Annotated in this window: 25 protein-coding genes; 10 read left to right on the top strand and 15 right to left on the bottom strand. The window is 72.9% G+C overall.

The features are described from left to right. The first annotated feature begins 31 nt into the window (after positions 1-31). The 4 genes from CR162_RS06170 to CR162_RS06155 all read left to right on the top strand — a co-directional run bounded on the left by CR162_RS06170 (position 32) and on the right by CR162_RS06155 (position 5,068). Positions 32-742: a tetratricopeptide repeat protein gene (locus CR162_RS06170; protein ID WP_099094654.1), complete on the top strand. Its 711-nt coding sequence runs from the start codon at positions 32-34 to the stop codon at positions 740-742. Beyond that, entirely contained in the window at positions 739-2,082 is a 1,344-nt protein-coding gene (locus CR162_RS06165) for an outer membrane protein assembly factor BamB family protein (protein WP_245870152.1), read from the top strand. Before CR162_RS06170 ends, CR162_RS06165 begins: the two co-directional genes overlap by 4 nt. Before the next feature lie 109 nt (positions 2,083-2,191). Continuing rightward, positions 2,192-3,529 (top strand): ribosome biogenesis GTPase Der, encoded by a 1,338-nt coding sequence (gene der, locus CR162_RS06160; protein WP_099094653.1) that lies wholly within the window; start codon positions 2,192-2,194, stop codon positions 3,527-3,529. A 174-nt stretch (positions 3,530-3,703) separates the two neighbouring features. Next, on the top strand, positions 3,704-5,068 hold the full coding sequence (locus CR162_RS06155) for a hemolysin family protein (protein WP_099094652.1): 1,365 nt from the start codon (positions 3,704-3,706) through the stop codon (positions 5,066-5,068). A 50-nt stretch (positions 5,069-5,118) separates the two neighbouring features. Here CR162_RS06155 and CR162_RS06150 read toward each other — a convergent pair whose 3' ends face one another. The 14 genes from CR162_RS06150 to rpsF form a co-directional block, all read right to left on the bottom strand. Then, positions 5,119-6,180, bottom strand: a complete 1,062-nt coding sequence (locus tag CR162_RS06150; RefSeq protein ID WP_099094651.1) for an aspartate-semialdehyde dehydrogenase — start codon at positions 6,178-6,180, stop codon at positions 5,119-5,121. A 218-nt stretch (positions 6,181-6,398) separates the two neighbouring features. Beyond that, a complete protein-coding gene (locus tag CR162_RS06145; protein ID WP_099094650.1) occupies positions 6,399-7,175 on the bottom strand; it encodes an SDR family NAD(P)-dependent oxidoreductase in 777 nt (258 codons plus the stop codon). Positions 7,176-7,192: 17 nt separating this feature from the next. Continuing rightward, entirely contained in the window at positions 7,193-8,680 is a 1,488-nt protein-coding gene (gene purF / locus CR162_RS06140) for an amidophosphoribosyltransferase (protein WP_176559746.1), read from the bottom strand. Positions 8,681-8,734: 54 nt separating this feature from the next. Next, entirely contained in the window at positions 8,735-9,319 is a 585-nt protein-coding gene (locus tag CR162_RS06135) for a CvpA family protein (RefSeq protein ID WP_245870151.1), read from the bottom strand. A 37-nt stretch (positions 9,320-9,356) separates the two neighbouring features. After that, positions 9,357-10,799 carry a DNA repair protein RadA gene (gene radA / locus CR162_RS06130; protein ID WP_099094648.1) on the bottom strand — a complete coding sequence of 481 codons (1,443 nt, stop codon included), beginning with the start codon at positions 10,797-10,799 and terminating at the stop codon, positions 9,357-9,359. Positions 10,800-10,868: 69 nt separating this feature from the next. Then, on the bottom strand, positions 10,869-11,642 hold the full coding sequence (locus CR162_RS06125; protein ID WP_099094647.1) for an ABC transporter ATP-binding protein: 774 nt from the start codon (positions 11,640-11,642) through the stop codon (positions 10,869-10,871). After that, on the bottom strand, positions 11,639-12,424 hold the full coding sequence (locus tag CR162_RS06120; protein ID WP_099094646.1) for an MlaE family ABC transporter permease: 786 nt from the start codon (positions 12,422-12,424) through the stop codon (positions 11,639-11,641). The genes CR162_RS06125 and CR162_RS06120 overlap by 4 nt, the downstream gene beginning before the upstream one ends. A gap of 15 nt (positions 12,425-12,439) precedes the next feature. After that, complete coding sequence (alr, locus tag CR162_RS06115; protein ID WP_245870150.1) at positions 12,440-13,570, bottom strand: alanine racemase; 1,131 nt, start codon at positions 13,568-13,570, stop codon at positions 12,440-12,442. Further along, entirely contained in the window at positions 13,551-15,071 is a 1,521-nt protein-coding gene (locus CR162_RS06110) for a replicative DNA helicase (RefSeq protein WP_099094644.1), read from the bottom strand. The genes alr and CR162_RS06110 overlap by 20 nt, the downstream gene beginning before the upstream one ends. Positions 15,072-15,217: 146 nt before the next feature. After that, positions 15,218-16,528, bottom strand: coding sequence for an SAM-dependent methyltransferase (locus CR162_RS06105; RefSeq protein WP_099094643.1), 1,311 nt, complete (start codon positions 16,526-16,528; stop codon positions 15,218-15,220). Positions 16,529-16,700: 172 nt separating this feature from the next. Then, positions 16,701-17,270 carry a 50S ribosomal protein L9 gene (gene rplI, locus CR162_RS06100; RefSeq protein ID WP_099094642.1) on the bottom strand — a complete coding sequence of 190 codons (570 nt, stop codon included), beginning with the start codon at positions 17,268-17,270 and terminating at the stop codon, positions 16,701-16,703. 16 nt (positions 17,271-17,286) lie between these two features. After that, positions 17,287-18,213, bottom strand: coding sequence for a DUF2232 domain-containing protein (locus CR162_RS06095; RefSeq protein WP_099094641.1), 927 nt, complete (start codon positions 18,211-18,213; stop codon positions 17,287-17,289). A 48-nt stretch (positions 18,214-18,261) separates the two neighbouring features. Then, a complete protein-coding gene (gene rpsR / locus CR162_RS06090) occupies positions 18,262-18,543 on the bottom strand; it encodes a 30S ribosomal protein S18 (RefSeq protein ID WP_007003584.1) in 282 nt (93 codons plus the stop codon). Positions 18,544-18,549: 6 nt separating this feature from the next. Then, entirely contained in the window at positions 18,550-19,023 is a 474-nt protein-coding gene (gene rpsF, locus CR162_RS06085; protein ID WP_099094640.1) for a 30S ribosomal protein S6, read from the bottom strand. A gap of 313 nt (positions 19,024-19,336) precedes the next feature. Between rpsF and fabD the strand changes: the two genes are divergently transcribed. The 6 genes from fabD to CR162_RS06055 all read left to right on the top strand — a co-directional run bounded on the left by fabD (position 19,337) and on the right by CR162_RS06055 (position 24,898). Further along, on the top strand, positions 19,337-20,293 hold the full coding sequence (gene fabD / locus CR162_RS06080; protein WP_099094639.1) for an ACP S-malonyltransferase: 957 nt from the start codon (positions 19,337-19,339) through the stop codon (positions 20,291-20,293). Between the two features lie 70 nt (positions 20,294-20,363). Then, a complete protein-coding gene (fabG, locus tag CR162_RS06075) occupies positions 20,364-21,101 on the top strand; it encodes a 3-oxoacyl-[acyl-carrier-protein] reductase (protein ID WP_099094638.1) in 738 nt (245 codons plus the stop codon). 121 nt (positions 21,102-21,222) lie between these two features. Further along, entirely contained in the window at positions 21,223-21,462 is a 240-nt protein-coding gene (locus CR162_RS06070) for an acyl carrier protein (protein ID WP_007434665.1), read from the top strand. Positions 21,463-21,557: 95 nt separating this feature from the next. Beyond that, positions 21,558-22,841 carry a beta-ketoacyl-ACP synthase II gene (fabF, locus tag CR162_RS06065; protein WP_099094637.1) on the top strand — a complete coding sequence of 428 codons (1,284 nt, stop codon included), beginning with the start codon at positions 21,558-21,560 and terminating at the stop codon, positions 22,839-22,841. 182 nt (positions 22,842-23,023) lie between these two features. Further along, positions 23,024-23,995, top strand: coding sequence for an endolytic transglycosylase MltG (mltG, locus tag CR162_RS06060; RefSeq protein WP_099094636.1), 972 nt, complete (start codon positions 23,024-23,026; stop codon positions 23,993-23,995). 30 nt (positions 23,996-24,025) lie between these two features. Beyond that, a complete protein-coding gene (locus tag CR162_RS06055; protein WP_099094635.1) occupies positions 24,026-24,898 on the top strand; it encodes a DMT family transporter in 873 nt (290 codons plus the stop codon). 17 nt (positions 24,899-24,915) lie between these two features. Here the strand turns inward: CR162_RS06055 and CR162_RS06050 are convergent, their stop codons facing one another. Further along, complete coding sequence (locus tag CR162_RS06050; RefSeq protein WP_099094634.1) at positions 24,916-25,800, bottom strand: SDR family NAD(P)-dependent oxidoreductase; 885 nt, start codon at positions 25,798-25,800, stop codon at positions 24,916-24,918. Between the last annotated feature and the right edge of the window lie 30 nt (positions 25,801-25,830).

The raw sequence follows: 25,830 nt of genomic DNA, 5'->3' as shown, positions 1-25,830 counted from the left end.
GGTCCGCGCCACTTTTTACAGAGGCCGGACCTTGCCGGATATCTTCGACGAAGTGCAGGAGGAGCTGCGGGCCGAACGGGCCCGGCAGCTGGGTATGCGATATGGCGGCATGCTGGCCGGCGTGGCGCTGCTGGTTCTGGCCGGCCTCGGCGGCTGGCAGGGCTGGCAGTGGTACGAGCAGCGGCAGAACAGCCAGGCGGCCCTGACCTTCCTGGAAGCGCACCGCGCCGCCGAGGCGCCGGGCGCCGACCTGAAGGCGGTGGGCGACCGCTTCGCCGCGCTCGCCAATGACAGCCCGGCCGGCTACCGCACCCTCTCCCTGCTGCGCGCCGCCGCGCTGAAGGCCGAGACGGGGGACCGCGCCGCCGCCCTGGCGATGTGGGACCGGGTGGCCTCCGATGGCGGCACGCCGCAGCTCTACCGCGACCTCGCCAGCCTGATGTGGGCGCTGCACGGCATGGACAGCCAGGACCCGGCGCTGCTCGCCGCCCGGCTGGACCCGCTGGCCCAGGCGGGAAGCCAGGCGGCGGGAAGCCAGGCGGCGGGAAGCCAGGCGGCGGGAAGCCAGGCGGCGGGCAGTCCCTGGCGCGCCTCGGCGCGCGAGCTGCGGGCGCTGCTGGCCATCCGGCGGGGCGAGACCGCCGAGGCCCGGCGCGACCTGGAGGCCCTGGCGGCCGATGTGACCGCGCCACGCGGCCTGCGCGACCGCGCCGGCCGCCTCGCGGCGGGATTGGGGGGATGATGCGGGACAGGAAGATCTGGACACGGCGCGCCACGCTGCTGGGCGGCGCCGGCCTGCTGGGCGGCTGCGGCGTGCTGGATGGCATCTTCGGCGACACCAAGCCGCCCCTGCCGGGAGAGCGCCAGCCCGTGCTGGCGGCGCAGCGGGAGCTGGCGGCCGATGCCGGCATCGCCAGCCGCCCCGTGACGCTCCCCCCGCCCGAGGCGCGCGCCGAATGGCCGCAGCCCGGCGGCGGCGCCGCCCACGATGCCGGCCACAACGCCGTGGGGCCGCGCCTGGCCGAGGCGTGGCGCGCCTCGGTGGGCACGGGCAGCTCCTACCGCCGGCGCATCACCGCGGGGCCCGTCATCGCCCAGAACACGGTGTTCGCGGCCGATGCCTATGGCGTCGTCTCGGCCTTCGACCTCGGCTCGGGCGGCCGCCGCTGGCGCTTCGACACGCGCCCCGAGGATGACAGCACGGGCGCGGTGGGCGCGGGCTGCGCCTATGCCGACGGCACGCTCTATGTCGCCACCGGCATGGCGGAGCTGCTGGCGCTGGACCCGGCCACGGGCGCCGTGCGCTGGCGGGAGAGGCTGCCCGCGCCGAGTCGCGGCGCCCCCGCCGTGGCTGGCGGCCGCATCTTCGTGCCCACCATCGAGAACCAGCTCCTGGGCTACGCGGCCGAGAACGGCAAGCGGCTCTGGGCGTACCGGGCGCAGCCGACCACGGCGGTGCCGCTCGGCCTGCCGGCGCCGGCGGTGGAGGGCGAGTTCGTCGTCGCCGGCTTCCCCTCGGGCGAGCTGGTGGCGCTGCGGCCCGAGGATGGCCGGGTGCTCTGGACCGAGAGCCTGGCCGGCCAGGGCCTGCGGGGCCTGGGCGACATCTCGGGCGTGCGCGGCCTGCCGGTGATCCACCAGGGGCGGGTCTATGCCATGGGCATGGGCGGCACCTCGATGGCGGTGGACCTGCGCTCCGGCCGCCGGCTGTGGGAGCGCGAGGTGGGCGGCACAGCCAGTCCCGTGGCCGCCGGGGACTGGCTGTTCCTGGTGGGCGCCAATGGCGAGCTTCTGGCCCTGGGGCGCGAGGATGGCCGTGTCCGCTGGATCAACGAGCTGAACGCGCCCGTGCCGGGCCAGAAGAAGCAGGACGCGGTCTATTTCGCGACGCCCATCCTGGCCGGCGGGCAGCTCATCCTGCCCGGCAGCGGCGGCGAGGCCCTGCTGGTCGATCCGGCGGAAGGGCAGGTGGCGGGGCGGCTGCGCCTGCCGGGCGGCACGCTGCTGCCGGGCGCCGTGGCGCAGCAGACCCTGGTGCTGCTGACCGACGACGGCACGCTCGCCGCCTATCGCGGCGGCTGAGGCCACGGCCCGGGGGAGCGGCGTTTCCCCGGGCCCCGTCCGCGAGGGGGCGGGCATGCGCCGCAACATGGTTTCGCGCGCGCGCGATCTGCTCTAAAGCGGCGGCATCATGCTCCCCCGTATCGCCATCATCGGCCGCCCCAATGTGGGCAAGTCCACGCTGTTCAACCGTCTGGCCGGCCGCAGGATCGCCATCGTGGACGACACGCCGGGCGTCACCCGCGACCGCAAGGAGGTCGAGGCGCGCATCGGCGGCCGGCCCGTGCTGCTGCTGGACACGGCGGGGCTGGAGGAGGCGCCGCCCGACACCGTGGCGGGCCGCATGCGCGCCAGCTCCGAGGTGGCCGTGCGCCAGGCCGACCTCGTGCTGTTCGTCATCGACGCCCGCGCCGGCATCACCCCTTCCGACCGCGCCTTCGCCGCCTGGCTGCGCCGCCAGCCCGCGCCCGTGCTGCTGGTGGCCAACAAGACCGAGGGGCGTGGCGGCGGCCTGGCCGCCTACGAGGCCTATGAGCTGGGGCTCGGCGATCCCGTCGCCATCTCGGCCGAGCATGGCGAGGGTATCGCCGACCTCTACAGCACGGCCCTTCCCATGCTGCCCGAGGAGGACGAGCCCGGCCTGCGGGACCGCGACCGGCCGCTGCGGCTGGCCATCGTCGGCCGCCCCAACGCCGGCAAGTCCACCCTGCTGAACGCCCTGCTGGGCGAGGAGCGCATGATCACCGGCCCCGAGCCGGGCCTGACGCGCGACGCCGTGGCGGTGGAATGGATCGACGAGACGGGCGGCAAGGTGCGGCTGGTGGACACCGCCGGCATGCGCAAGAAGGCCCGCATCATCGAGAACCTGGAGCAGATGTCGGTGGGCTCCACCATCGCCGCGCTGAAGGAGGCGGAGGTGGCGGTGCTGGTGCTCGACGCCCTGCTCGGGATGGACGAGCAGGACCTGCGCATCGCCCGCCTGGCCGAGCGCGAGGGCCGCGCCGTGGTCATCGCGCTCAACAAGTGGGACGCGGTGGAGGACCGCACCGCCGCCCGCCGCGCGCTGGACGACGTGCTGGCGGCCTCGCTGGCGCAGCTCAAGGGCATCAGCGTGGTCACCCTCTCGGCCATGACGGGCAAGAACGTCAACCGCCTGATGCCGGCGGTGCGCGAGACCATGGAGCGCTGGAACCGCCGCGTGCCCACGGGCGAGCTGAACCGCTGGTTCGAGGCCGCCTTGGCGCGGCACAGCCCGCCGCTGGTGGATGGCCGGCGCATCAAGCTGCGCTACGCCACCATGCCCAAGGCACGGCCGCCGACGATCGCCGTGTTCGGGCCGCGCGCCGAGGACCTGCCGGAGGATTACCGGCGCTACCTCGTCAACAGCTTCCGCGAGGCCTTCGACATGCCGGGCGTGCCGATCCGCCTGCACGGGCGCGGCGGCAAGAACCCCTTCGCCGAGGAATAGCCGCCGGCGCCTTCCGGGGTGGCGGGGACAGGCTGCGGGCCGTGAGAAGGGGCGGCCCGGCGCCGGGGGCTTCCCCGCCGCCTGGCCCGTTGTCACGCGGCTGCGGCAGAAAAGCCGGTGGGCCTGTGCTATCTGCTCTGCCACCGACCGTGCCCCATCCGAAGGCCCCTTCCCGTGGACATCCTGCTCGCCCTTCTGCTGATCCTCCTGCTCAGCGGGGTGGGCGCGCTCATCTCGCTCGCGGAGATCGCCTTCGCGGCCGCGCGGGAGACGCGGATGCGCCTGCTGGCCGAAGGGGGAGAAGCCCGCGCCGCCACCTTCCTGGCATTGCGGCGCGACCCGGGGCCGGTCGTCACCGCGCTGCAGATCGCGGTCAACGCCCTTGGCGTGCTGGGCGGCGTGCTGGGCGAGGGGGCGTTGACGCCCGTGCTGGCGCCCTGGCTGGAGCGGAACGGCGCCGGGGAATGGTCCACGGGCGTGGCCTCGGTGGTGTCCTTTGTCACCGTCACCGCCTTTTTCGTGCTGTTCTCGGACCTGGTGCCGAAGCGCGTGGCGATGATGCAGCCCGAGCGCGTCGCCGTGCTCACCAGCTGGTTCCCCGCCCTGGCGGTGCGGCTGTTCCGGCCGCTGGTGTGGCTGTTCTCGCGGATGGCGGACGGGCTGATGCGCCTGCTCGGCCTGCCCACCGCGGTGGCGCATGAGACGGTGACGCCGGAGGAGCTGCGCGCCACCCTGGCCGCCGGCGCCGAGTCGGGCGCGCTGGACGCCGCCGAGCACAGGCTGATCGAGAATGTGCTGGCGCTGCGCGAGCGCACCGTGACCTCCGCCATGACCCCGCGCGACGAGATCGTCTTCCTCGATCTGCGGGAAACGCCGGAAAGCTGGCGCGACAAGGTGCGGCGCCAGCCCTATTCCCGCTACCCGGTCTGCGATGGCGGGCTGGACCATGTGGTGGGCTATGCCCGCGTCGAGGACGTGCTGGCCGAGGTGTTGCAGGCCGGCGTGGGCGCGCTGAAGCCCGAGGCGCTGAAGCCGGACGCCCTGAAGCCCGGCGCCGCCGCCCCGGGCCCGATGCGGCGGGACGTGCCCTCCGTGCCCGAGACGCTGGACCTGTGGGAGGTGCTGGCGCAGTTCGAGGCGCAGAAGGCGGGCTTCGCCCTGGTCGTCAGCGAATATGCCGTGGTGGTCGGGCTCGTCACCTACAAGGACGTGCTGGCGGCGCTGGTGGGCGGGCTGGCCGACCCCTTCGAGGAGCGCGCCATCCTGAAGCGCGACACGGATTCCTGGCTGGTGGACGGCGTCGCTCCGCTGGCCGACGTGGCGGTGGCGCTGAACACCGAGGCGCTGCCGTTGGAGGGGCCCTACCACACGGCGGGCGGCTTCGTGATGCACCGGCTGCGCCGCGTGCCGCGCAAGGCGGACAAGGTGGAGGTGGCGGGCTTCACCTTCGAGGTGGTGGATGTGGAGGGCTTCCGCATCAACCAGCTCCTCGTCACCCGCATCCCCCCCTCCATCCCCGAGATCCCGCCCGAGGCCTGAGGCGGCGGGGCGGGCAAGGGGAGAGGCTCCCTCCCCCCCCGCCGGCCGCCTCAGCGCGGCAGCAGCGCCTCGGCGATCTGCACGGCGTTCAGCGCGGCACCCTTCAGCAGCTGGTCGCCCACCACGAAGAGGCACAGCGAGCGGCCGGAGGGGTCGCCGCTGTCGGGACGGATGCGGCCGACCAGCACGTCGTCCTGGCCGGTGGCGTCGCTCGGCATGGGGAAGTGGTTGCGGGCGCGGTCATCCACCAGCTTCACGCCGGGCGCGGCGGCCAGCAGGGCGCGCGCCTCCTCGACGGGCACCGCCTCGCCGAACTCCACCGTCAGCGCCAGGGCATGGGCGCGAAGCACCGGCACGCGGATGCAGGTGATGCCGACCGGCAGCTCCGGCGTGCCCATGATGCGCCGGGTTTCGGCGACGACCTTGGTCTCCTCCCCGTTATAGCCCGTCTCCGGGTCCATCTCGGCATTGTGGCTGAACAGGTTGAAGGCGTAGGGGTGGGGGAGGACCCGGGGCTCGAAGCGTTCGCCCCGCAGATAGGCGGCGGTGGACTCGCGCAGCTCCTCCATGGCGGCGGCGCCGGCGCCGGAGGCTGCCTGGTAGGTGGCGGCGTGCAGGCGGCGGATGGGGTGCGCCCGGTGCAGCGGCGCCAGCGCCACGGTGGCGATGGCCGCCACGCAGTTGGGGTTGGCGATGATGCCGCGGTGGCGGGCGATGGCCGCGCCGTTCACCTCGGGCACCACCAGCGGCACGTCGGGGTCCATGCGGAAGGCGGAGGAATTGTCCACCACCACGGCGCCGGCCTTCACGGCGGCGGCGGCGTAGCGCTTGGAGACGCCGGAGCCGGCCGAGAACAGCGCGAGGCCCACGCCCTCGAAGCTGTCCTCGGTCAGCGCCTCGACCTCCACCGCCTCGCCGCGGAAGGTCATGGTGCGGCCGGCGGAGCGGGGGGAGGCCAGCAGGCGCAGCCGGGAAAGCGGGAAGTTCCGCGCCTCCAGGCAGCGCAGCAGCTCGACGCCGACCGCGCCGGTGGCGCCGACGATGGCCACCACGGGATTGGCGGCCACGTTCAGGTGCGGCTGGGCTTCGACGGTTTCTGGAAGGGTCAGCATGGGGGTCTCTGTCCGGTGGGCCGGGAGAGACGGGCGCCGGCTTGTCCGGCTGTGGCCCCGTCCGTCTCCGGCGGGGCCTTCTGGTGTTTTATGCCGCGGCGATCCGCGCAGCCACCAGAGGACGCCCCGCCGGAGCGGTCGTCTTGGTAATGCGCTTGATGATGATCGGGGCGGACATGGCCGGCATCATCACGCCGCCGCGAGAGCGGCGTCAAGCATCATTCGGCCCTGCCACGGAAAAGAACGGTCTCGCCATGCCGCGACTCGGCGGGCATGCAGAGATCGGCCAGGGCGGGGGCGACATCGGCAGGCTGGGCGATGGTGGCGGGGTCCTCGCCCGGCATCGCCTGGGCGCGCAGCTTGGTGGCCACCACGTCGGGGTCGAACAGGTTCACCCGGAGGTTGCCGCCCTCCACCTCCATGGCCCAGCTCCGCACCAGGTGCTCCATGCCGGCCTTGGTGGCGCCATAGGGGCCCCAATAGGGCTTCGGGCGCTGCACCCGCCCGGTGGTGACGAACACGGCGCGGCCCGCCGGCGCCGCGCGCAGCGGCGGGTCGCAGGTGCGGATCAGGCGCCAGGTGGCGGTGAGGTTGACGCCCACCAGCTCCGTCCAGTCGCGCGGCTGGATGTGCGCCACGGGCGTCAGGCTGCCCAGCGTGCCGGCATTGTGGACCAGGATGTCCAGCCGGCCGAAGCGCTCGATCAGCGAGGGGCCGAAGGCGTCGATCTTGTCGGCGTCCTTGGTCAGGTTGAAGGGCAGCAGCGTGGCGGTGCCGCCGATGGCGCGGATGGCGTCGTCCGTTTCCTCGAGGCCGCCCTGGGTGCGGGCCACCAGCACGCAATGCGCGCCGCGCCCGGCCAGCTCCAGCGCCAGCGCGGCGCCGATGCCCCGGCTGGCGCCGGTGACGAGGGCGACCTGCCCGGCCAGCGGCTTCGGCGCCGTGGCCGCCCCGGCGGAAGACGCGCCGGAAGAACCGGCGGCGGGGGCCGTCATGCCCGTCATGCCTCCGCTCACTGGCCGTTCGCCGCCAGCAGCACGGGCACGCGCTCCGGATGGCCTTCCAGGTCGGTCAGCGGGATGGCGTAGTCGCCGGTGAAGCAGGCATCGCAGTAGCCGGGGTTGCCGGCGTCGCGCTTGGCATGGCCGAGGGCGCGGTAGAGGCCGTCGAGCGAGATGAAGGCCAGGCTGTCGGCGCCGATGATGCGCGCCATCTCCTCCACGTCGTGCTTCGCGGCCAGCAGCTTCTCCCGCTCCGGCGTGTCGATGCCGTAGAAGCAGGAATGCGTCGTCGGCGGCGAGGAGATGCGCATGTGCACCTCGCGGGCGCCGGCCTGCCGCACCATCTCGACGATCTTCTTCGAGGTGGTGCCGCGCACGATCGAGTCGTCCACCAGGATGACGCGCTTGCCCTCGATCGTCGGCCGGTTGGCGCTGTGCTTCAGCTTCACGCCGAGATGGCGGATCTGGTCGGTCGGCTCGATGAAGGTGCGCCCGACATAGTGGTTGCGGATGATGCCCAGCTCGAAGGGGATGCCGCTCTCGGCCGCGTAGCCCATGGCGGCGGGCACGCCGGAATCCGGCACCGGCACGATCACGTCCGCCTCGACATGGCTCTCCCGCGCCAGCTCCGCGCCGATGCGCTTGCGGGTGCCATAGACGGGCGTGCCCTCCATCACGGAGTCGGGGCGGGCGAAGTAGATGTACTCGAAGATGCAGAAGCGGCTCTGGCCGCGGCCGAAGGGCTTGATGCTGCGCAGGCCGTTGTTGTCGATGACGACGATCTCGCCCGGCTCGACGTCGCGGATGAACTCGGCGCCGACGATGTCGAGGGCGCAGGTCTCGCTGGCCAGCACATAGGCGCCGCCCTCGGCCGCGCCGAGGCGGCCCAGCACCAGCGGCCGCACGCCCATCGGGTCGCGCGCGCCGATCAGCGCGCCGTCATGCAGCGCGACAAGGGAGTAGGCGCCCTGCACCTGCTTCAGCGCGTCGATCAGCCGGTCCACCACATTGGCGTAGAGGCTGATGGCGATGAGGTGGACGAACACCTCCGAATCGGTGGTGCTCTGGAACAGGCAGCCGCGGCGGACAAGCGCGCGCTTCAGCGTGGAGGCGTTGGTCAGGTTGCCGTTATGGGCCACCGCCAGCCCGCCGAACTCAAAATCGGCGAAGAGCGGCTGCACGTTGCGCAGCGCCGTCTCGCCGGTGGTGGCGTAGCGGTTGTGGCCCACCGCGCAACGCCCCTTGAGGCCGGCCATCACCTTGGCGTCGCCGAAGATGTCCCCCACCAGGCCGAGGCCGCGATGGGCGTGGAAGCCGCCCTTCTCGGACAGGGTGACGATGCCGGACGCCTCCTGGCCCCGGTGCTGGAGGGCGTGCAGGCCGAGGGCCGTCAGCGCCGCCGCGTCGGTCGCGTTCCAGACACCGAAGACGCCGCATTCCTCATGGAAGCCGTCGTCGTCATCCCAGGGGTTGGTGGAGGGCAGGGGCTGCATCGGCATCCTCGTTACCGGCTCCAGGCCGGCGTGCTCAGGTCCGGCATCGGGCCGGGACACTCAGGTCCGGCCTCTGGCCGGGGGTCGCAGCAGCTCGTCCATGCTGGGCATGCTGCGCTGCGGCAGGTCGGGAAGTCGCGGGCGATACTCCGGCGGAAGCTGCGCGACAAGCAGGTCGGACGCATCCGCCACCACGGGCAGGGTCCGTGCCTCCCGCACCGGCTCCGGCCAGCGCTCCACGGAGGGAAGGAAAAGCCCGCCCACGATATAGGCGAGGACCACCAGGAAAGCACCCCGCGCGAGGCCGAACACCATGCCGAGAGCGCGGTCCAGACCCCCGACAACCGAGTTCCGCACGCGGTTGGCGAACCAGGCGATGAGCAGCTTGAGCACCACCAGGGCCAGCAGGAAGGCGGCGCCGATGGCGATCAGCTCCGCCAGCCAGGCGGGCTGGATGGAGGCGGTGGCCAGCGGCCGCAGCCCTGGCAGGATGGCGATGGCGAACAGGGCGGCGCCGACCCAGGCGCCGACGCCCAGCACCTCGCGCACCAGGCCGCGAAAGAAGGCGATGAGCGCCGAAAGGGCGAGCACCGCGAGGACAATGCCGTCCACCCAGGTCATCGGGGGCAGCGTATAGCCAAGCACCGGGCGGGAGTCACGCAACGGACGCGCGGGGCGGCGCTCATTCCGCGGCCGGCTTCTCCTTCCGCTCCTTGTCCCTGTCCTTTTCCTTGCGGGCCGGCGGGGCGGCGGCGAGCGGCGCCACCAGGTCGACCAGGTGGCCGATCTCGGACAGGCGCAGCCCGTCATGCGCCGCCGCCGCGCGGCCGCCGCGCGCCACCCGGCGCGGCAGCATCGCGGCGGAGAAGCCGAGCTTGGCGGCCTCCCGCAGGCGCAGGTCGGTCTGCGACACCTGCCGCACCTCGCCCGAGAGCCCCACCTCGCCGAAGAACACCGAGCCGGGGTCGGTCGGCCGGTCGGTGGCGGCCGAGACCAGGGCGGCGGCCACGGCGAGGTCGGCCGCCGGCTCGTTGATGCGGAGCCCGCCCGCGATGTTCAGGTAGACGTCGTTCTGGCCGAGGCTGACGCGGCAGCGGGATTCCAGCACCGCCATCAGCATGGCCAGCCGCCCCGAATCCCACCCCACCACCTGCCGGCGCGGCGAGCCGCCCGAGGCGGAGGGCGAGAGCAGCGCCTGGATCTCGACCAGCACCGGCCGCGTCCCCTCCATGCCGGCGAAGACGGCGCTGCCGGAGATGTTGCCGCGCCGCTCGGCCAGGAAGAGGGCGGAGGGGTTGGCCACCTCCACCAGCCCCCGGTCGGTCATCTCGAAGACGCCGATCTCGTCGGTCGCGCCGAAGCGGTTCTTCACCGCGCGCAGGATGCGGAACTGGTGGCCGCGGTCGCCCTCGAAGTAGAGGGTGGCGTCCACCATGTGCTCCAGCACCCGCGGGCCGGCGAGCGTCCCCTCCTTGGTGACGTGCCCCACCAGCACCACGGCGAAGCCGCGCGTCTTGGCCAGCCGCGTCAGCTCGGCGGCGCAGGCGCGCACCTGGCTCACCGTGCCGGGGGCGGAATCGAGGCTGTCCAGCCACACCGTCTGGATCGAGTCGATGATGACCAGCGTCGCCTCCTTCTCCTCCTCCAGGCTGGCCGCGATGTCGCGCAGGCTGGTGGAGGCCGCGAGGCCGAGCGGGCTTTCCGAGAGGCCGAGGCGGAGCGCCCGCAGCCGCACCTGGTCGATCGCCTCCTCGCCCGAGATGTAGAGGACGCGCCGGCCGGCACTGGCGATGCGCGCCGCCGCCTGGAGCAGGATGGTGGACTTGCCGATGCCGGGGTCGCCTCCCACCAGCACCACCGAGCCCGGCACGAAGCCGCCGCCCAGCACACGGTCCAGCTCGGCCATGCCGCTTTCGGTGCGGGGCGGCGGCGCGGCGCGGCCCTTGAGGCTGACGAACTCCACCCGGCGCCCGCCGGCCGCCTTGCCCGCGGGGCCGGGGGCGCGGATCTCCGCCACCTCCTCGGTCAGGGTGTTCCATTCGCCGCAGGCGTCGCAGCGGCCCTGCCACTTGGGCGCGACGGCGCCGCAGCTCTGGCAGACGAAACGGGCGGTGGGTTTGGCCATGCGCCCTATATGGGGCAAAACGGGAACGAAGGGGAGGGGGCGTGGCCCCGCCCCGCCGCTACCCTTGCGCTACCGGCGCAGCTCCATGGTGATGGGCCCCTCGCGCGAGCCATTGGCGAACTGGTCCACCATGGCGTTGCCGCTGTGGCCGAGGGTGGAGGCGGGGCCGGTCCAGACGATGCGGCCCTTGTGGATCATCGCCGCGCTGTCGCCGATGCGGCGGGCGCTGGCCATGTCGTGGGTGATGGAGACCGCCGTGGCGCCGAGGCGCTTGACGCAATCGACGATCAGCCCGTCGATCACCGCGCCCATGATGGGATCGAGCCCGGTGGTGGGTTCGTCGAAGAAGATGATCTCCGGCTCGGCGGCAATGGCGCGGGCCAGGCCCACGCGCTTCTGCATGCCGCCCGACAGCTCGGAGGGCGAAAGGTCGCCCACGCTGGCGGCGAGGCCCACCTGGGCCAGCACCTCCGCCGCCTTGTCGCGCGCGCGGGCGCGGGTGATGCGCTTCTGCGCCAGCAGCTTGAAGCAGACATTCTCCCAGACGGGCAGGCTGTCGAACAGCGCGCCGTTCTGGAACAGCATGCCGATGCGGTCGTTCAGCGCCTCGCGCTCGCGGCGCGGCATGGCGAGGATGTCGCGGCCGTCGATCTCGATGCTGCCGGCATCGGGCTGGATCAGGCCGAGGATGCACTTGATGGTGACCGACTTGCCGGAGCCGGAGCCGCCCAGGATCACCAGCCCATGGCCGGCCGCCACGTCGAGATCGACGCCGTCCAGCACCGTCTTGGCGCCGAAGCGCTTGGAAAGGCCGCGCAGGCGGATTTTCGGGGTGCTGCTCATAGGCCGAAGAACATCGCCGTCAGGACATAGTCCAGCGCCAGGATGAGGATGGAGGAGGACACCACCGCCGTCGTGGTGGCGGCCCCCACGCCCTGCGCGCCGCCGCGGCTGGTGTAGCCGCTGTAGCAGCCCATCAGGGTGATGACGAAGCCGAACACCGCCGCCTTCACCAGGCCGGAGATGACATCCATGGGCTGCAGGAAGTTCAGCGTGGAGGTGAGGTAGGAGGCGGAGGTGAAGCCGAGCTGCGCCGTGCCCACCAGCCAGCCGCCCATGACGCCCAGGATGTCGGCGATCACCACCAGCAGCGGCATGGCGACGGTGCCGGCCAGCAGGCGCGGCGCCACCAGGTACTTCATCGGGTTGGTGGAGAGGGTGGTCAGCGCGTCGATCTGGTCGGTGACACGCATGGTGCCGATCTCGGCGGCGAAGGCGGCGCCGATGCGGCCCGCCACCATCAGCCCGGCCAGCACCGGCCCCAGCTCCCGCGTGATGGACAGCACGACCACGTTGGCGATGGCGCTCTCCGCGCCGAAGCGGGAGAAGCCGGAATGGGATTGCAGCGCCAGCACCATGCCGGTGAACACCGCCGTCAGCGCCACCACCGGCAGGGAGAAATAGGCGATCTCGACAAAGGCGCGGCCCACCAGCCGCGGATAGAAGGGCGGCCGGAGGATGTGCGAGACGCCCTCCAGCGCGAACAGCACCACCGCGCCGATGATGCGGCAGGCGCCGAGCACGCCACGGCCGATGGTGGCCAGGAAGTTCAGGATCAGGTTCAAATCAGAGGCGCCGCTTCATGCCGCCATGCCGGGAGGCCGGCCGGGTTCGAGGTGGCGCCGCCGGTAGCGGGCGCCGAGGGAGGTGAGGATCTCGTAGCCGATGGTGCCGGCCAGCGCCGCCACGGCGTCGGGCGTCTGCTCCGGGCCGATCATCTCCACGCGGTCCCCCACCCTGGCTTCCGGCACGTCCGTCACGTCGAGGGTGATGAGATCCATGGATACCCGGCCCACCAGCGGCACAGGGCGCCCGGCGAGAATGCCGATGCCCCGGCTGGACAGGCTCCGCAAATAGCCATCGGCATAGCCCGCCGCAATGGTGGCGATGCGGCTTTGGCGCGGCGCGGTCCAGCTGGCGCCGTAGCCCACCGTGGTGCCGGGGGCCACGTCGCGGATCTGGAGGATGGGCACGGCGAGGCGCAGCACCTGCCGCATCGGGTTGGGCCGGCCCGGCGTCGGGTTGATGCCGTAGAGGGCGCAGCCGGGGCGGGCGAGGTCGGAGGCGAAATCGGGGCCGAGGAACATGCCGGCCGAATTGGCGAAGCTGCCCGGCACGCCCGGCAGGGCGGCGCGGAGGGCGGCGAAGCGCGTGGCCTGGGCGGCGTTCAGCGGGTGGGCCGGCTCGTCGGCGCAGGCCAGGTGGGTCATGACGTAGCGCAGGCCGAGGCCGGACAGGTCGCCCGCCGCGCGCAGCTCCGCAGCGGTGAGCCCAAGCCGCTCCATGCCCGTGTCGGCGTGCAGGATGGCGCCCCGGAGGTCGGCGGCGCGGGCGGCCGCCACGTCCTCCGGCGCGTTCAGCACCGGCGTGAGCCCTGCCCCCGCATCCGCGCCGGGGGGGAAGCCGCCCAGCACGGCGACCATCGGGCCGTGGCCAAGCGCCTCGCGCAGCGCCAGCGCCTCGGAAAACTGCGCGACGAAGAAGTGGCGGCAGCCGGCAGCGGCCAGCGCCCGCGCCACGGGCGCGGCGCCGAGGCCGTAGCCATCGGCCTTCACCACGCCCGCCACGGGGCCGGATGGGTGCCGCGCGGCGAGGTCGCGCCAGTTGGCGGCGATGGCACCGAGATCGACCAGCAGCTCGCCCGCGAAATCGGCCGCGCCGCGCCGCAGTGCGGCGGCGGGAGCCTCCCTCTCAGTAATCGCTGCCGCCATGCATATCCCCATGGACGATGTCGAGATCCCCGAAGCGGGTGAATTCCGCCTCGAAGAAGAGCGGGATGGTGCCGGTGGGGCCGTGGCGCTGCTTGGCGACGATCAGGTCGGCGCGGTTGTAGGCCTTCTCCATGCGGTCCTTCCAGCTGGCCAGGGCCGCCTCGTATTTCTCCGGGTTGTCGAAGTTGGTCTGCTTCGGCTCCTGCATCTTCAGGTAGTAGTCGTCGCGGTAGACGAACATCACCATGTCGGCATCCTGCTCGATCGAGCCGGATTCGCGCAGGTCGGAAAGCTGCGGGCGCTTGTCCTCGCGGTTCTCCACCTGGCGGGACAGCTGGGACAGGGCGATGACCGGCACTGCCAGCTCCTTGGCGATGGCCTTCAGCCCCTGGGTGATCTGGCTGATCTCCTGCACCCGGTTCTCGGGGCGGGAGCCGGCGGCGGGGCGCATCAGCTGGAGGTAGTCGACCACGATCAGGCTGAGGCCGCGGGTGCGCTTGAGGCGCCGGCAGCGGGTGCGCATGGCCGAGATGGTGATGGCCGGCGTGTCGTCGATGAACAGCGGCAGGCGGGCCAGCTCGCGGCTCACCTCGACGAAGCGGTCGAAGTCGCGCTGCTGGATCTCGCCGCGGCGGATGCGGTCGCCCGAGACGCGGCTTTCCTCGGAAAGCAGGCGGGTGGCGAGCTGGTCGGCACTCATTTCCAGCGAGAAGATGGCGCAGCCGCCCTTGGGCACGGCGCCCGGCCCGTGCTCGTCCTCCGCCTCGCGCAGCACGGCCTTGGCGGCGCCGAAGGCGATCTTGGTGGCCAGCGCCGTCTTGCCCATGCCGGGGCGGCCGGCGAGGATCACGAGGTCGGACGGGTGCAGGCCGCCGGTCTTGGCATCGAGGTCGCGCAGGCCGGAAGGCAGGCCGGACACGCCGCCGCCGCTGGTGAAGGCCCGCTCGGCCAGGGTCACCGCATCGGTCAGCGCCCGGCCGAAGGTGACGAAGCCGCCCTCCGAGCCGCCATCCTTGGCGAGGTCGAACAGCGCCTGCTCGGCGGCTTCCAGCTGCTCGCGCGCCTCCAGCTCGGCCTCCGCGCCAAAGGCGCGGTTCACCACCATCTCGCCGAGGTCGATCAGCTGCCGGCGCAGCCAGCAATCGTGGATGACCTTGCCGTATTCGCCGGCATTGATGATGCCGACCATGGCGGACAGCAGCTTGGCCAGGTAGGCGGCGCCGCCCACCTCGTCGAGCAGGCCGGAATGCTCGAACTCGGCGCGCAGCGTGACGGCGTCGGCCAGCTGCCCGGCCTCGATGCGGCGCTGGATGGCGGCGTAGATGCGGCCATGCAGGGCATCGGCGAAGTGCTCCTGCGCCAGGAACTCAGAAACGCGCTCATAGGCCTTGTTGTTGGCCAGCAGCGCGCCGAGCAGCGCCTGCTCCGCCTCGAGGTTTGAAGGAGGGAGGCGCTGCGAAAGGCCGAGCAGTGCTTCGCCGGGCGGGGGTACGCTGTTCATGCCGGCAATCTAGCCCCTCCCGCCCGGGCTGTGCGAGGCCCGGCCTGTGGATAGCGGGGATGATGCGCTGCTGTAACCGGCAGGACACGGCGCGGCGGGGGCGCGGGCAAAAGGGCGCCCGCCGGCCGCCCTGGCTCCGGTCTCCCTCAGCGCCTGCGGCGCAGGCTGACGGGCGAGTCGATCTGGCCCGCCTGCGGGCCGGCCCCGCCGCCCTGGCGCGCCAGCGCCGGCGCGCCCGCTTCCGCCATGTAGTCGCGGGTCAGCGGCAGGGTGTCCACCGACCGGGTGAGCTGGAGCTGCCAGTTCATGTGGCCCAGGCGGCGGAAGGCCAGCTCCGATCCGGTCAGGTAGAACTCGAACATGCGGCAGAAGCGTTCGTCATAGAGGCTCTGGATGGCGTCGCGGTTGGCGGCGAAGCGGCGGCGCCAATGGGCCAGGGTCTGCGCGTAGTGCAGCCGCAGGATCTCGATGTCGGTCACCCAGAGCCCGGCCTTCTCCACCGCCGGCAGCACCTCCGACAGGGCGGGGGCGTAGCCGCCGGGGAAGATGTACCTGGCGATCCAGGGATTGGTGCTGCCCGGCCCGTCGCTGCGGCCGATAGCGTGGACCAGCGCCACCCCGTCCTCCCGCAGCGCGCCGCGCAGCGTGCGGAAGAAGCGGCGGTAATGGCCGATGCCCACATGCTCGAACATGCCGACCGAGACGATGCGGTCCACCGGCCGGGTCCAGTCGCGGTAGTCCATCAGCTCGAAGCGGACGCGGTCGGCCAGGCCCGCCTCGGCGGCGCGGGCGCGCGCCACCTCCAGCTGCTCGGCGGAAAGGGTGATGCCGGTGACGCGCGCGCCGTGCTCGCGCGCCAGGTGCAGCGCCATGCCGCCCCAGCCGCAGCCGATGTCGAGCACCTCCAGCCCCGGCCGGTCCAGCATCAGCTTGGCGGCGATGTGCCGCTTCTTGGCGAGCTGCGCCTCCTCCAGCGTTTCCTGGCCGGTGGGGAAGTAGGCGCAGGAATATTGCCGGTCCCGGTCCAGGAACAGGGCGTAGAGGCGGCCATTGAGGTCGTAGTGGTGCGCCACGTTGCGGCGCGCCCGCCCGGCCGGGTTGAGCTGGTCGATGTGCCGGCGCAGCCAGCGCAGGTTCTCCATCAGCCGCTCGGCCGGATAGGCGCGCGCCATCATGTTCAGCGCCAGCAGGTCCGTCAGCTCGTAGAGCGAGCAGTTCAGCGGCGCGATCTCGCCATCCATGTAGGCCTCGCCGAAGCCGAGGGCGGGGTTGAGCATCAGGCGGCGCAGGGCGCGCCAGCTGCGGATGTGGATGCCGGCGGCGGGGGCGGCGCGGGTGCCGGAGGAGCTGTCCGGGCTGCGGTCGGGGCCGCGGTAGAGCCGCACCCGGCCATCCGGGTAGCGGACTGTCAGGGTCCCGCAGCGGACCATGCGGGACAGAATGCGATCGAACGGCATCGCCCGAGCTCCCATCAACGCCAGGGGCGAAATGGTCGGGCGGGCCGGCGGGAACTGTCCAGTCAAGCAGGCGGGAGCGGGGCGGCGGAAGGGGCGGAACGCAGAAAGGGCGCCCGCGAGGGGGCGCCCTTTCCGGTGTCCGCAGGCCGGCCGGGCGGCCGGGCCGCGCGGGTCAGTCCTCGCTCGCGGCGCCCAGCTCGGACAGCTCGGCGGCCAGCTCGGCCTCCAGGCTCTCCTCCTCGGCCTGCTGCTCGGCGCGCAGATCCTCGCCGCGCGCCTGCTTCTCGGCTTCCTCGACCGAGCGGGCGACGTTGACGGCCAGCGGCAGGAACACCTCCGGGTGCAGCTCGACGCGGACGTTGGTCATGCCCAGCGTCTTGATCGGCTGCTCCAGCAGCACCTGGCTGCGGGAGATGGTCAGGCCGGCTTCCTTGGCCGCGTCCGCGATGTCGCGGCCGGACACGGAGCCGTACAGGCCGCCCGACTCGCCCGCCTGGCGGATGATGACGACGGTGAGGCCGTCCATCCGCTCGGCGATGCGCTCGGCCTCCTCGCGGCGCTTCAGGTTCTGCGCCTCCAGCTGGACGCGCTCGCGCTCGAAGCGGGCGAGGTTGTCCTTGTTGGCGCGGATGGCCTTGCCCTTGGGGAGCAGGAAGTTGCGGGCGTAGCCAGGGCGGACCTTCACCAGCTCGCCCATCTGGCCGAGCTTGTCGACCCGCTGCATCAGGATGACTTCGATCATCGGTGTAGCCCCGATCTCACATGTTGGCGGGCGGGTTGCGGCGCCCGTACTGTTCGAGGAGGCCGAGCGCCACAAGGATCAGGGCGCCCGGCAGGCTGAAGACGAGAAGCAGGACGTAGAACAGGATCAGCAGCGGCAGCCGGGCGCTGAAGCGCGCCAGGCGCGTGTGCATGACGGCCAGCCCCTGCAGCAGCAGCGGCACGGACATCACCAGGCACAGCGACAGCGGCAGCAGCTCCGCGCCGCTGCCGGCCAGCATCCAGGCCACCGCCGCCAGGGCGGGCAGGGCCGGGTACCAGCGCGGCAGCCGCGCGGCGCGCCAGTTCGGCGCCGGCGCCAGGGCCAGGCCGCGGCGCTGCAGGAAGCCCTGCGCGCCGGCGGCGTTGGCCAGCAGCGCCAGGCCGATCCAGAGGGCCAGCGCCGCCGCCTTCAGGCGGACGATCTGGTCCACCACCGCCTCCGGCGCCTCGGCGCCCATGCGCGTCAGCCCGATCTGCACGGCGTTGCGCAGCGCGGCCTCGAGGCCGCCCTCCGCGCCCGCGAGCAGGGCCGCCAGCAGCGTCAGCAGCGCCGGCCAGAGGCCGAGCAGCACCAGCGGCAGCGTCAGGTCGATGCGCGGCCCGGCCTGCAGGCCGCTGCCCAGCAGGAGCAGGGCCGGCACGCCATACACGCCGAGCCAGAGCAGCACCGGCAGCAGGCCCGGCGTCACCAGCAGCAGCCCCAGGGCGCCCACCACGACCGCGATGCCCATGGCGGCCCGGCCGAAGCCGAGGCCCGCCAGGAACAGCGGCAGCGGCGAGAGCCAGAACAGCCCCATGCCGAGCGGCAGGCCGTGGAAGGCCCACAGCGCCGCGAAGGCCGAGACGAGCCCGCCCGCCGCCCCCGCCAGGAGGCGGGGATCGTCGAACAGCCCGGTCCGGGGATTGCCCCCAAGGGTGCCCATGGCCACGGCGCCGATCCGTTCCTTTGTCCGTCGTCCCGTCCGCTGCCGTCAGTCGTTGATGACGTAGGGCAGCAGGGCCAGGAAGCGGGCGCGCTTGATGGCGTTGGCCAGCTCGCGCTGCTTCTTCCCCGACACGGCGGTGATCCGGGAAGGGACGATCTTGCCGCGCTCGCTCAGGAAGCGGGAAAGCAGGCGCACGTCCTTGTAGTCGATCTTCGGCGCGTTCGGGCCGGAGAAGGGGCAGGACTTGCGGCGGCGGTAGAACGGCCGGCGGGCGCCCACGGCGGGGCGGCGGGCGGCGATGTTCACGTCGGTGTTGGTGTCGGACATGATGGATTACTCCTCGCCGCCGGCGTTGTCGGAATCGTCGCGCGAACGGGCGCGGTACTCCTCGCGGTCGTCGTTCCGCTCGCGGCGGCCCGACGAGAAGCGGCCGGCCGCCGGGCGGGGGCCGCGGAAGCCGCGGTCGCGCTCACGGTCGTCGCCGCGCTTGGCCAGGATGGCGGACGGCGCCTCGGCGTCGATCGCCTCGACGCGGATCGTCATGTGGCGCAGCACGTCCTCGTTCAGGCCGAGCTGGCGCGCGGCCTCCTGCTCGGCGGCGGCCGGGCAGTCCAGGCCGAGGAGCATGTAGTGCCCCTTGCGGTTCTTCTTGATGCGGTAGGCGAGGCCGCGCAGGCCCCAGTATTCCCGCTTCTTCACCTCGCCGCCGGCTTCGGTGACGGTCGCGGTGACCTGGTCGGCGATGGCCTCGACCTGCGCCTGCGTCAGGTCGTTGCGTGCGATGAGCACGGTCTCATACAGCGGCATGGGATCTCCCTGTGGCTGTCTCAGCCCGGGGCCGCACCGGCCCATGCCGGAGGGCGCAAACGGGCATAGCCGGGCGCGATGCCTCACGCGCCCGGCAGGGGAGGCGCCGTAGACCACATTCCGGCGCCCGAGTCCAGCGCCAAGCGCCGCCGCCCACGTTGCGGCGTTGACAGCCCGGTGCGGCGCCGTTACCCCGCGCGGCTTCACGGACCGTCAACGGGCCGGACAGTGGACATGGACCGCAGGGCGCGCCAGCCTCCCGGCGCTCCGCCACGTCGCGGCGCCACACACCTGCGAGGACGCCAGCACCGCCATGTCGATCGCCTTCGTCTTCCCCGGCCAGGGCAGCCAGGCCGTCGGCATGGGCCGAGAACTGGCCGAGGCCTTCCCCGCCGCCCGCGAGGTGTTCGAGGCGGTGGACGAGACGCTGAAGCAGAATCTCAGCCGCCTGATGTTCGAGGGGCCGGCCGAGGAGCTGACGCTCACCGCCAACGCCCAGCCCGCCCTGATGGCCATGAGCATGGCCGTGCTGCGGGTGCTGGAGCAGGAGGGCGGCTTCGTGCTGAAGGAGCGGGTGGCGGTGGTGGCCGGCCATTCGCTCGGCGAGTACAGCGCGCTGGCCGCGGCCCAGACCTTCGACGTGCCCACCGCCGCCCGCCTGCTGCGCCTGCGCGGCGAGGCGATGCAGAAGGCGGTGCCGGCCGGCATGGGCGCCATGGCGGCGCTGCTCGGCGCCGAGATGGCCCAGGCGCAGGAGATCTGCGCCCGCGCCGCCGAGGCGCCGGAAGGCGCCACGGAGGTGGTCGAGGCCGCCAACGACAATGGCGGGGGCCAGGTGGTGATCTCCGGCCACCGCGGCGCGGTGGAGCGGGCGGTGGCGCTGGCCAAGGAGGCCGGCATCAAGCGCGCCATGCTGCTGCCCGTCTCCGCCCCCTTCCATTGCGCGCTGATGGCGCCTGCCGCCGACGCCATGGCCGAGGCCCTGGCGCTGGCCGAGCTGCGCCCGCCGCTGGTGCCGCTGGTGGCCAATGTGACGGCCGCCAAGGCGACCGACCCGGTGGAGATCCGCGAGCTGCTGGTGCGGCAGGTGACCGGCACGGTGCGCTGGCGCGAATGCGTGGCCGCCATGGCGGGGCTGGGCTGCGACCGCTTTGTCGAGATCGGCGCCGGCAAGGTGCTGACCGGGCTGATGAAGCGGCTGGCGCCCGAGGCGCAGGCGATGTCGGTGGGCGGGCCCGCCGAGATCGAGGCCTTCCTGAAGTCCCTGTGACAACAGTCCCCGCGACAATCCGCGTTGACGGCCCATTGACGGTTCACGCCGGGGGAAGGAGCTGAGAGCGATGTTCGGCCTGCAAGGAAAGGTGGCGCTGGTGACCGGCGCCACGGGAGGAATCGGCGCCGAGATCGCCCGCGCCCTGCACCGCCAGGGAGCGAAGGTCGCGCTCTCCGGCACGCGGGAGGCGGTGCTGGCGGAGCTGGCCGCCGAGCTGGGCGAGGGCGCGCTGGTGGCGCCCGCCAACCTGTCCGACCCCGCAGCGCCCCAGGCGCTGGTGGAGCAGGTGGAGGCCGGGCTCGGCCGGCTCGACATCCTGGTGAACAATGCCGGCTTCACCCGCGACGGGCTGGCCATGCGGATGTCCGACAAGGACTGGGCGGACGTGCTGGAGGTGGATCTCGCCGCCCCGTTCCGCCTGGCGCGCGCCGCCATGCGCGGCATGATGAAGCGCCGGGCGGGGCGCATCATCTCCATCGCCTCGATCGTCGGCACCACCGGCAATCCGGGGCAGGCGAATTATGCGGCGGCCAAGGCCGGCCTCGTGGGCATGAGCAAGTCGCTCGCCCAGGAGCTGGCCAGCCGCGGCATCACCGTGAACGTCGTGGCGCCCGGCTTCATCCGGACGCCGATGACGGATGCCCTGAACGACCAGCAGAAAACGCGCCTGATGGAGCGGATTCCGATGGGGCGCATGGGCGAGGCCGCTGACATCGCCGCCGCCGTTGCCTATCTGGCATCGGACGAGGCGGGTTGGGTGACCGGCGCCACCCTGCATGTGAATGGCGGGATGGCGATGATCTGAAACGGTGGGCCGGGAAATCTGTTCCCCGGCCTGCTTCCATGTTAATGCCGCGCGGGCCGAGGGCGGGGATTGTCCCCGCCCGGAGCGCCGGCAGCGTCTGCAAGCAGGAGAGACTCGGGCGATGAGCGATACCGCCGAGAAGGTGAAGAAGATCGTTGTCGAGCACCTCGGCGTCGAGGAAGCCAAGGTCACGGCCGAGGCGTCGTTCATCGACGACCTGGGCGCTGACAGCCTCGACACCGTAGAGCTGGTGATGGCGTTCGAGGAGGCCTTCGGGGTCGAGATCCCGGACGACGCCGCCGAGAAGATCACGACCGTGAAGGACGCGATCGACTACATCGAGGCGCAGAAGGCCGCCTGAAGGCCTTCCATCCGCGCCACCCAGGGGACGCCCAGGGGGATGCCTCCGGGCACGCCCCGATGGACCCTGCCGTGGACGCCAGGGGGAGATAACGCGTGTTTGGTTCTCTGACGACGCCGCGCCGCGTCGTCGTCACCGGGATGGGCATCGCATGCCCGCTCGGCGTCGGCGTCGCGCATGTGTGGCAGCGGATGCTGGCAGGCGAGAGCGGCATCGGCCCGATCAGCCTGTTCGATGCGACGGACCTGCCGGCACGGATCGCCGGCGAGGTTCCGAGCGGTTCCAGGGCCGAGGGGAAGCTCGACTTCAACGAGTGGATCCCGGTCAAGGACCAGAAGAAGATGGACCGCTTCATCCAGCTCGCCCTCGTGGCGGCGGCGGAGGCGGTGGAGGATTCCGGCTGGGTGGCCGAATCGGAGGACGACAAGAACGCCACCGGCGTGATGATCGGCTCCGGCATCGGCGGCCTTCCGACGATCTCCGAGAATTCCCAGCTCGTCGCCCAGGGCAAGTCGCGGCGGCTGTCGCCCTTCTTCATTCCCTCCGCGCTGATCAACCTGGCCTCGGGCCATGTCTCGATCCGCTACGGCTTCAAGGGTCCCAACCACGCGGTGGTCACCGCCTGCGCCACCGGCGTTCACGCGCTGGGCGACGCGGCGCGCCTCATCGCCCTCGGCGATGCCGACGTGATGGTGGCCGGCGGCGCCGAGGCCGCGATCTGCGACATCGGCATGGCCGGCTTCTGCGCCGCCCGCGCCCTTTCCACCGGCTTCAACGACCGCCCCACCGAGGCCTCCCGCCCCTGGGACAAGGACCGCGACGGCTTCGTCATGGGCGAGGGCGCGGGGGTGATGGTGCTCGAGGAGTACGAGCACGCCAAGAAGCGCGGCGCCAAGATCTATGGCGAGGTGATCGGCTACGGCATGTCCGGCGACGCCTACCACATCACCGCCCCGGCGGAGGGCCATGACGGCGCCTACCGGGCGATGAAGGCGGCGCTGAAGAACGCCGGCGTCACGCCGGACCAGATCCAGTACGTCAACGCGCACGGCACCTCCACGCCGATGGGCGACGACCTGGAGCTGGAGGCGGTGGAGAAGCTGTTCGGGGAGGCCGGCAAGGGCCTCGCCATGTCTTCCACCAAGTCGGCCATCGGGCACCTGCTGGGCGCGGCGGGCGCGGTCGAGGGGATCTTCTCGATCCTCGCCATCCGCGACGGCGTGGCGCCGCCCACGCTGAACCTGCACGCCCCCTCGCGGGAGAGCGTGATCGACCGGGTGGCGCTGCAGCCGCAGCAGCGCAGCATCGAGGTGGCGCTGTCCAACAGCTTCGGCTTCGGCGGCACCAACGCCTCCATCCTGTTCCGCAAGGCACCCTGAGAACCCCGCCGCCGCGCCCTTCCCGGCGCGGCGGCGGACCCACGCGGCGGAGGGGCCTGGCCTTTCGCGCCGGGCCGGCCGCCGCGCGGACCGGCCACCTGGGGAAGACGCCCTTTTCCTTCCCCAGCCTTTGCCACGCCGCCGGGCCCCCGCCCGGCCAATCCGACAAAGGCGCCTGTTCCATGCGAATCTTCCTGGCTGTGCTGCTGGTGCTCCTGGCCCTGGCGGGCGGCGGCGCCTGGTGGGCGCGCGACGCCTGGCTCTCGCCGGGACCGCTGCCGGAGCCCACCGCCATCGTCGTTCCGCGCGGCGGCGGCACCGGGGCCATCGGCGCGCTGCTGGCCGAGCGCGGCGTCATCGGCGACCCCCGCCTTTTCATGGCCGGGGTGTGGCTGACGCGCGGCGAGGGGCCGCTGCGGGCGGGCGAGTACCTGTTCCCGGCCCGGGGCTCGCTGCGCGAGGTGGTTTCGGTGCTGCGCACCGCCCGCCCCGTGCAGCGCCGCCTCACCCTGCCGGAGGGACTGACCGCGCGGCAGATGGCCACGCTGCTGGAGCAGGCGGAGGGCCTGACCGGCACGGTGCCCGTGGTGGACGAGGGCGAGCTGCTGCCCGAGACCTATGCCTATGTCTGGGGCGACAGCCGCGCCGCCGTGGTGCGCCGCGCCGGCGCCGCCATGCGCGAGGCGCTTGAGCGGCTGTGGAAGGAGCGCGCCGAGGGGCTGCCGCTCGCCTCCCCGCGCGAGGCGCTGGTGCTGGCCTCCATCGTCGAGCGCGAAACGGGGATGCCGGAGGAGCGGGGGCGGGTGGCGGGCGTGTTCATCAACCGCCTCCGGCGCAACATGCCGCTGCAATCCGACCCCACCGTGGCCTATGCCGCCGCCGATGGCGGGGTGCTGGACCGCCCGCTCAGCCGCGCCGACCTGGAGCGCGACCACCCCTTCAACACCTACCGCATCCGTGGCCTGCCGCCGGGGCCGATCGCCAGCCCAGGGCTCGATTCGCTGCGCGCCGTGCTGAACCCGGCCCGGACGGACGACCTCTACTTCGTCGCCGATGGCAGCGGCGGCCATGCCTTCGCCCGCACGCTGGAGGAGCACAACCGCAACGTGGCCCGCTGGCGGGCCATCGAGCGGCAGCGCGGCAGCCGGCCGTGACGGCCCCGTGCCGGTAAGCCGCGCCCGGCGATGATGCCGCTCAGCCGTGCCCGGCTTTGGGCGGAGCTGCTGCTGATCTCGGCGCTGTGGGGCTCCTCCTTCCCGCTGATGCGGCATGTGGCGGGGGTCATGCCGCCGCTGGCGCTGGCCACGGCGCGCGGTGCCTTCGCCGCGCTGGCGGTGGGGCTGTTCCTGTGGTGGCGCGGCTGGCTGCGCTGGCCGGGGCGGCGGAGCTGGCGGCACATCCTGGTCATCGGCACGGTGAATGGCTGGCTGCCCAACGTGCTGACCGCGCTCGCGCTGCGCGACATCGAGAGCGCGCCGGCGGCGCTGATCCAGTCCGCGACGCCGCTGCTGGTGGGCGTCATGGCCTTCTTCGTGTTGCGGGAGGAGCGGCCGGGGCCGCGCATGGCGCTGGGCCTCGGCCTTGGCTTCCTGGGCATCGCCGTGATCCTGGGGCCGCAGGCGCTGTCGGGCGGCGCCACGCTGGGCGCCGCGCTGCTGATGCTGGGCACCGCCGCCTCCTATGCCGCCGGCACCGTCTACATGCGCTGGGCGCGGCCGGAGGAGGCGGCGCATCTGGTGATGGGCCAGCAGGTGATGGCGGTGCTGATCGCCGGCACGCTGGGCCTGGCCTTCGGGCCGGCGGGCGGGTTCGACCAGCCGGCCTCCATCTGGCTTTCCCTGGTGGTGCTGGGGGTCTTCGCCTCGGCGGTGCCGCTTTCGCTCTATGTGCTGCTGCTGCGCCGCGCCCGCGCCACGGAGGCGGCCATGGTCGGCTATCTGGAGCCGCCCTTCGCCGCGCTGGTGGCGGCCTTGCTGCTCTCGGAGATCCCCGAGCCGCGCGTGGCGCTGGGCGGCGCGGTGGTGTTCCTGGGCGTCTGGCTGGCCACCCGCCGCTGAGGGCGGCGCGGAGGAACTCAGCCCTCCGGCTGCGTCACCGGCTTGGACGGCACGCGGGAGGCCAGCAGCGCCTGCAGCCACAGCGGCAGCGCCCCCGCCAACCGCGCCATGGCATAGGTCGGCCAGGGATAGGCGATGCGCGTGCGCCCCGCCGCGATGCCCGCCAGGGTGCGGCGGGCGGCCTCCTCCGGCTCCAGCATCAGCGGCATGGGAAAGCGGTTCACCGCCGTCATCGGCGTGCGGATGTAGCCGGGGCAGACGGCGTGCAGCCGGATGCCGCGATGCCGCTCCGTGGCGTCGGTGGCCTCGGCCCAGCGCTGCACGGCGGATTTGCTGGCGCAATAGGCGGCCGCCCCCGGCGCCGCGAAGAAGGCGGCCACCGAGGCGATCACCGCCACCCGCCCGCGCACCCCGTCCGCGCCCGGCGTCTGGCCGGCCATGCGCTCCATGGCGGGAAGGGCGGTGTTCAGCACGCCGGTGACATTGGTCTCGAAGATGGCGCGCACCTGCCCGGCGGGCTCGGCCACGCCGCCCGTGCCGCCGGAGATGCCGGCATTGGCGATCAGCAGGCCGATGGCCGGCATGCCGTCGATCCAGGCGGCGCAGGCGGCGCCGTCGCGCACGTCGAGCAGCGTCTCGCGCACCCCGGCGCCGCGGGCGCGGCAGGCGGCGGCGGTCTCGGCCAGGCGGGCGGCGTCGCGGGCGGCCAGGTGCAGCGTGGCGCCGGGCCGGGCGCAGGCCAGGGCCAGCGCCCGCCCCAGCCCGGAGGAGGCGCCCGTGACCGCAACCTGGTCGACCGCGACCTGGTCGACCGCGACCTGGTCGACCGCGAGCTGATCGGCCGTGAGCTGGTCGGGCGCGCCCTTGTTGCGTGCGATCTGGCGCCCGGACGTGTCTTCCATGCCTTGCATCCTGCCGCGGAGGGGAAGAGA

This window comes from Teichococcus rhizosphaerae (genome assembly GCF_002631185.1).
Taxonomy (GTDB): domain Bacteria; phylum Pseudomonadota; class Alphaproteobacteria; order Acetobacterales; family Acetobacteraceae; genus Pseudoroseomonas; species Pseudoroseomonas rhizosphaerae.
Note: the sequence above shows the minus strand (reverse complement) of the source record. Positions and strands in the feature narration are given on the sequence as shown.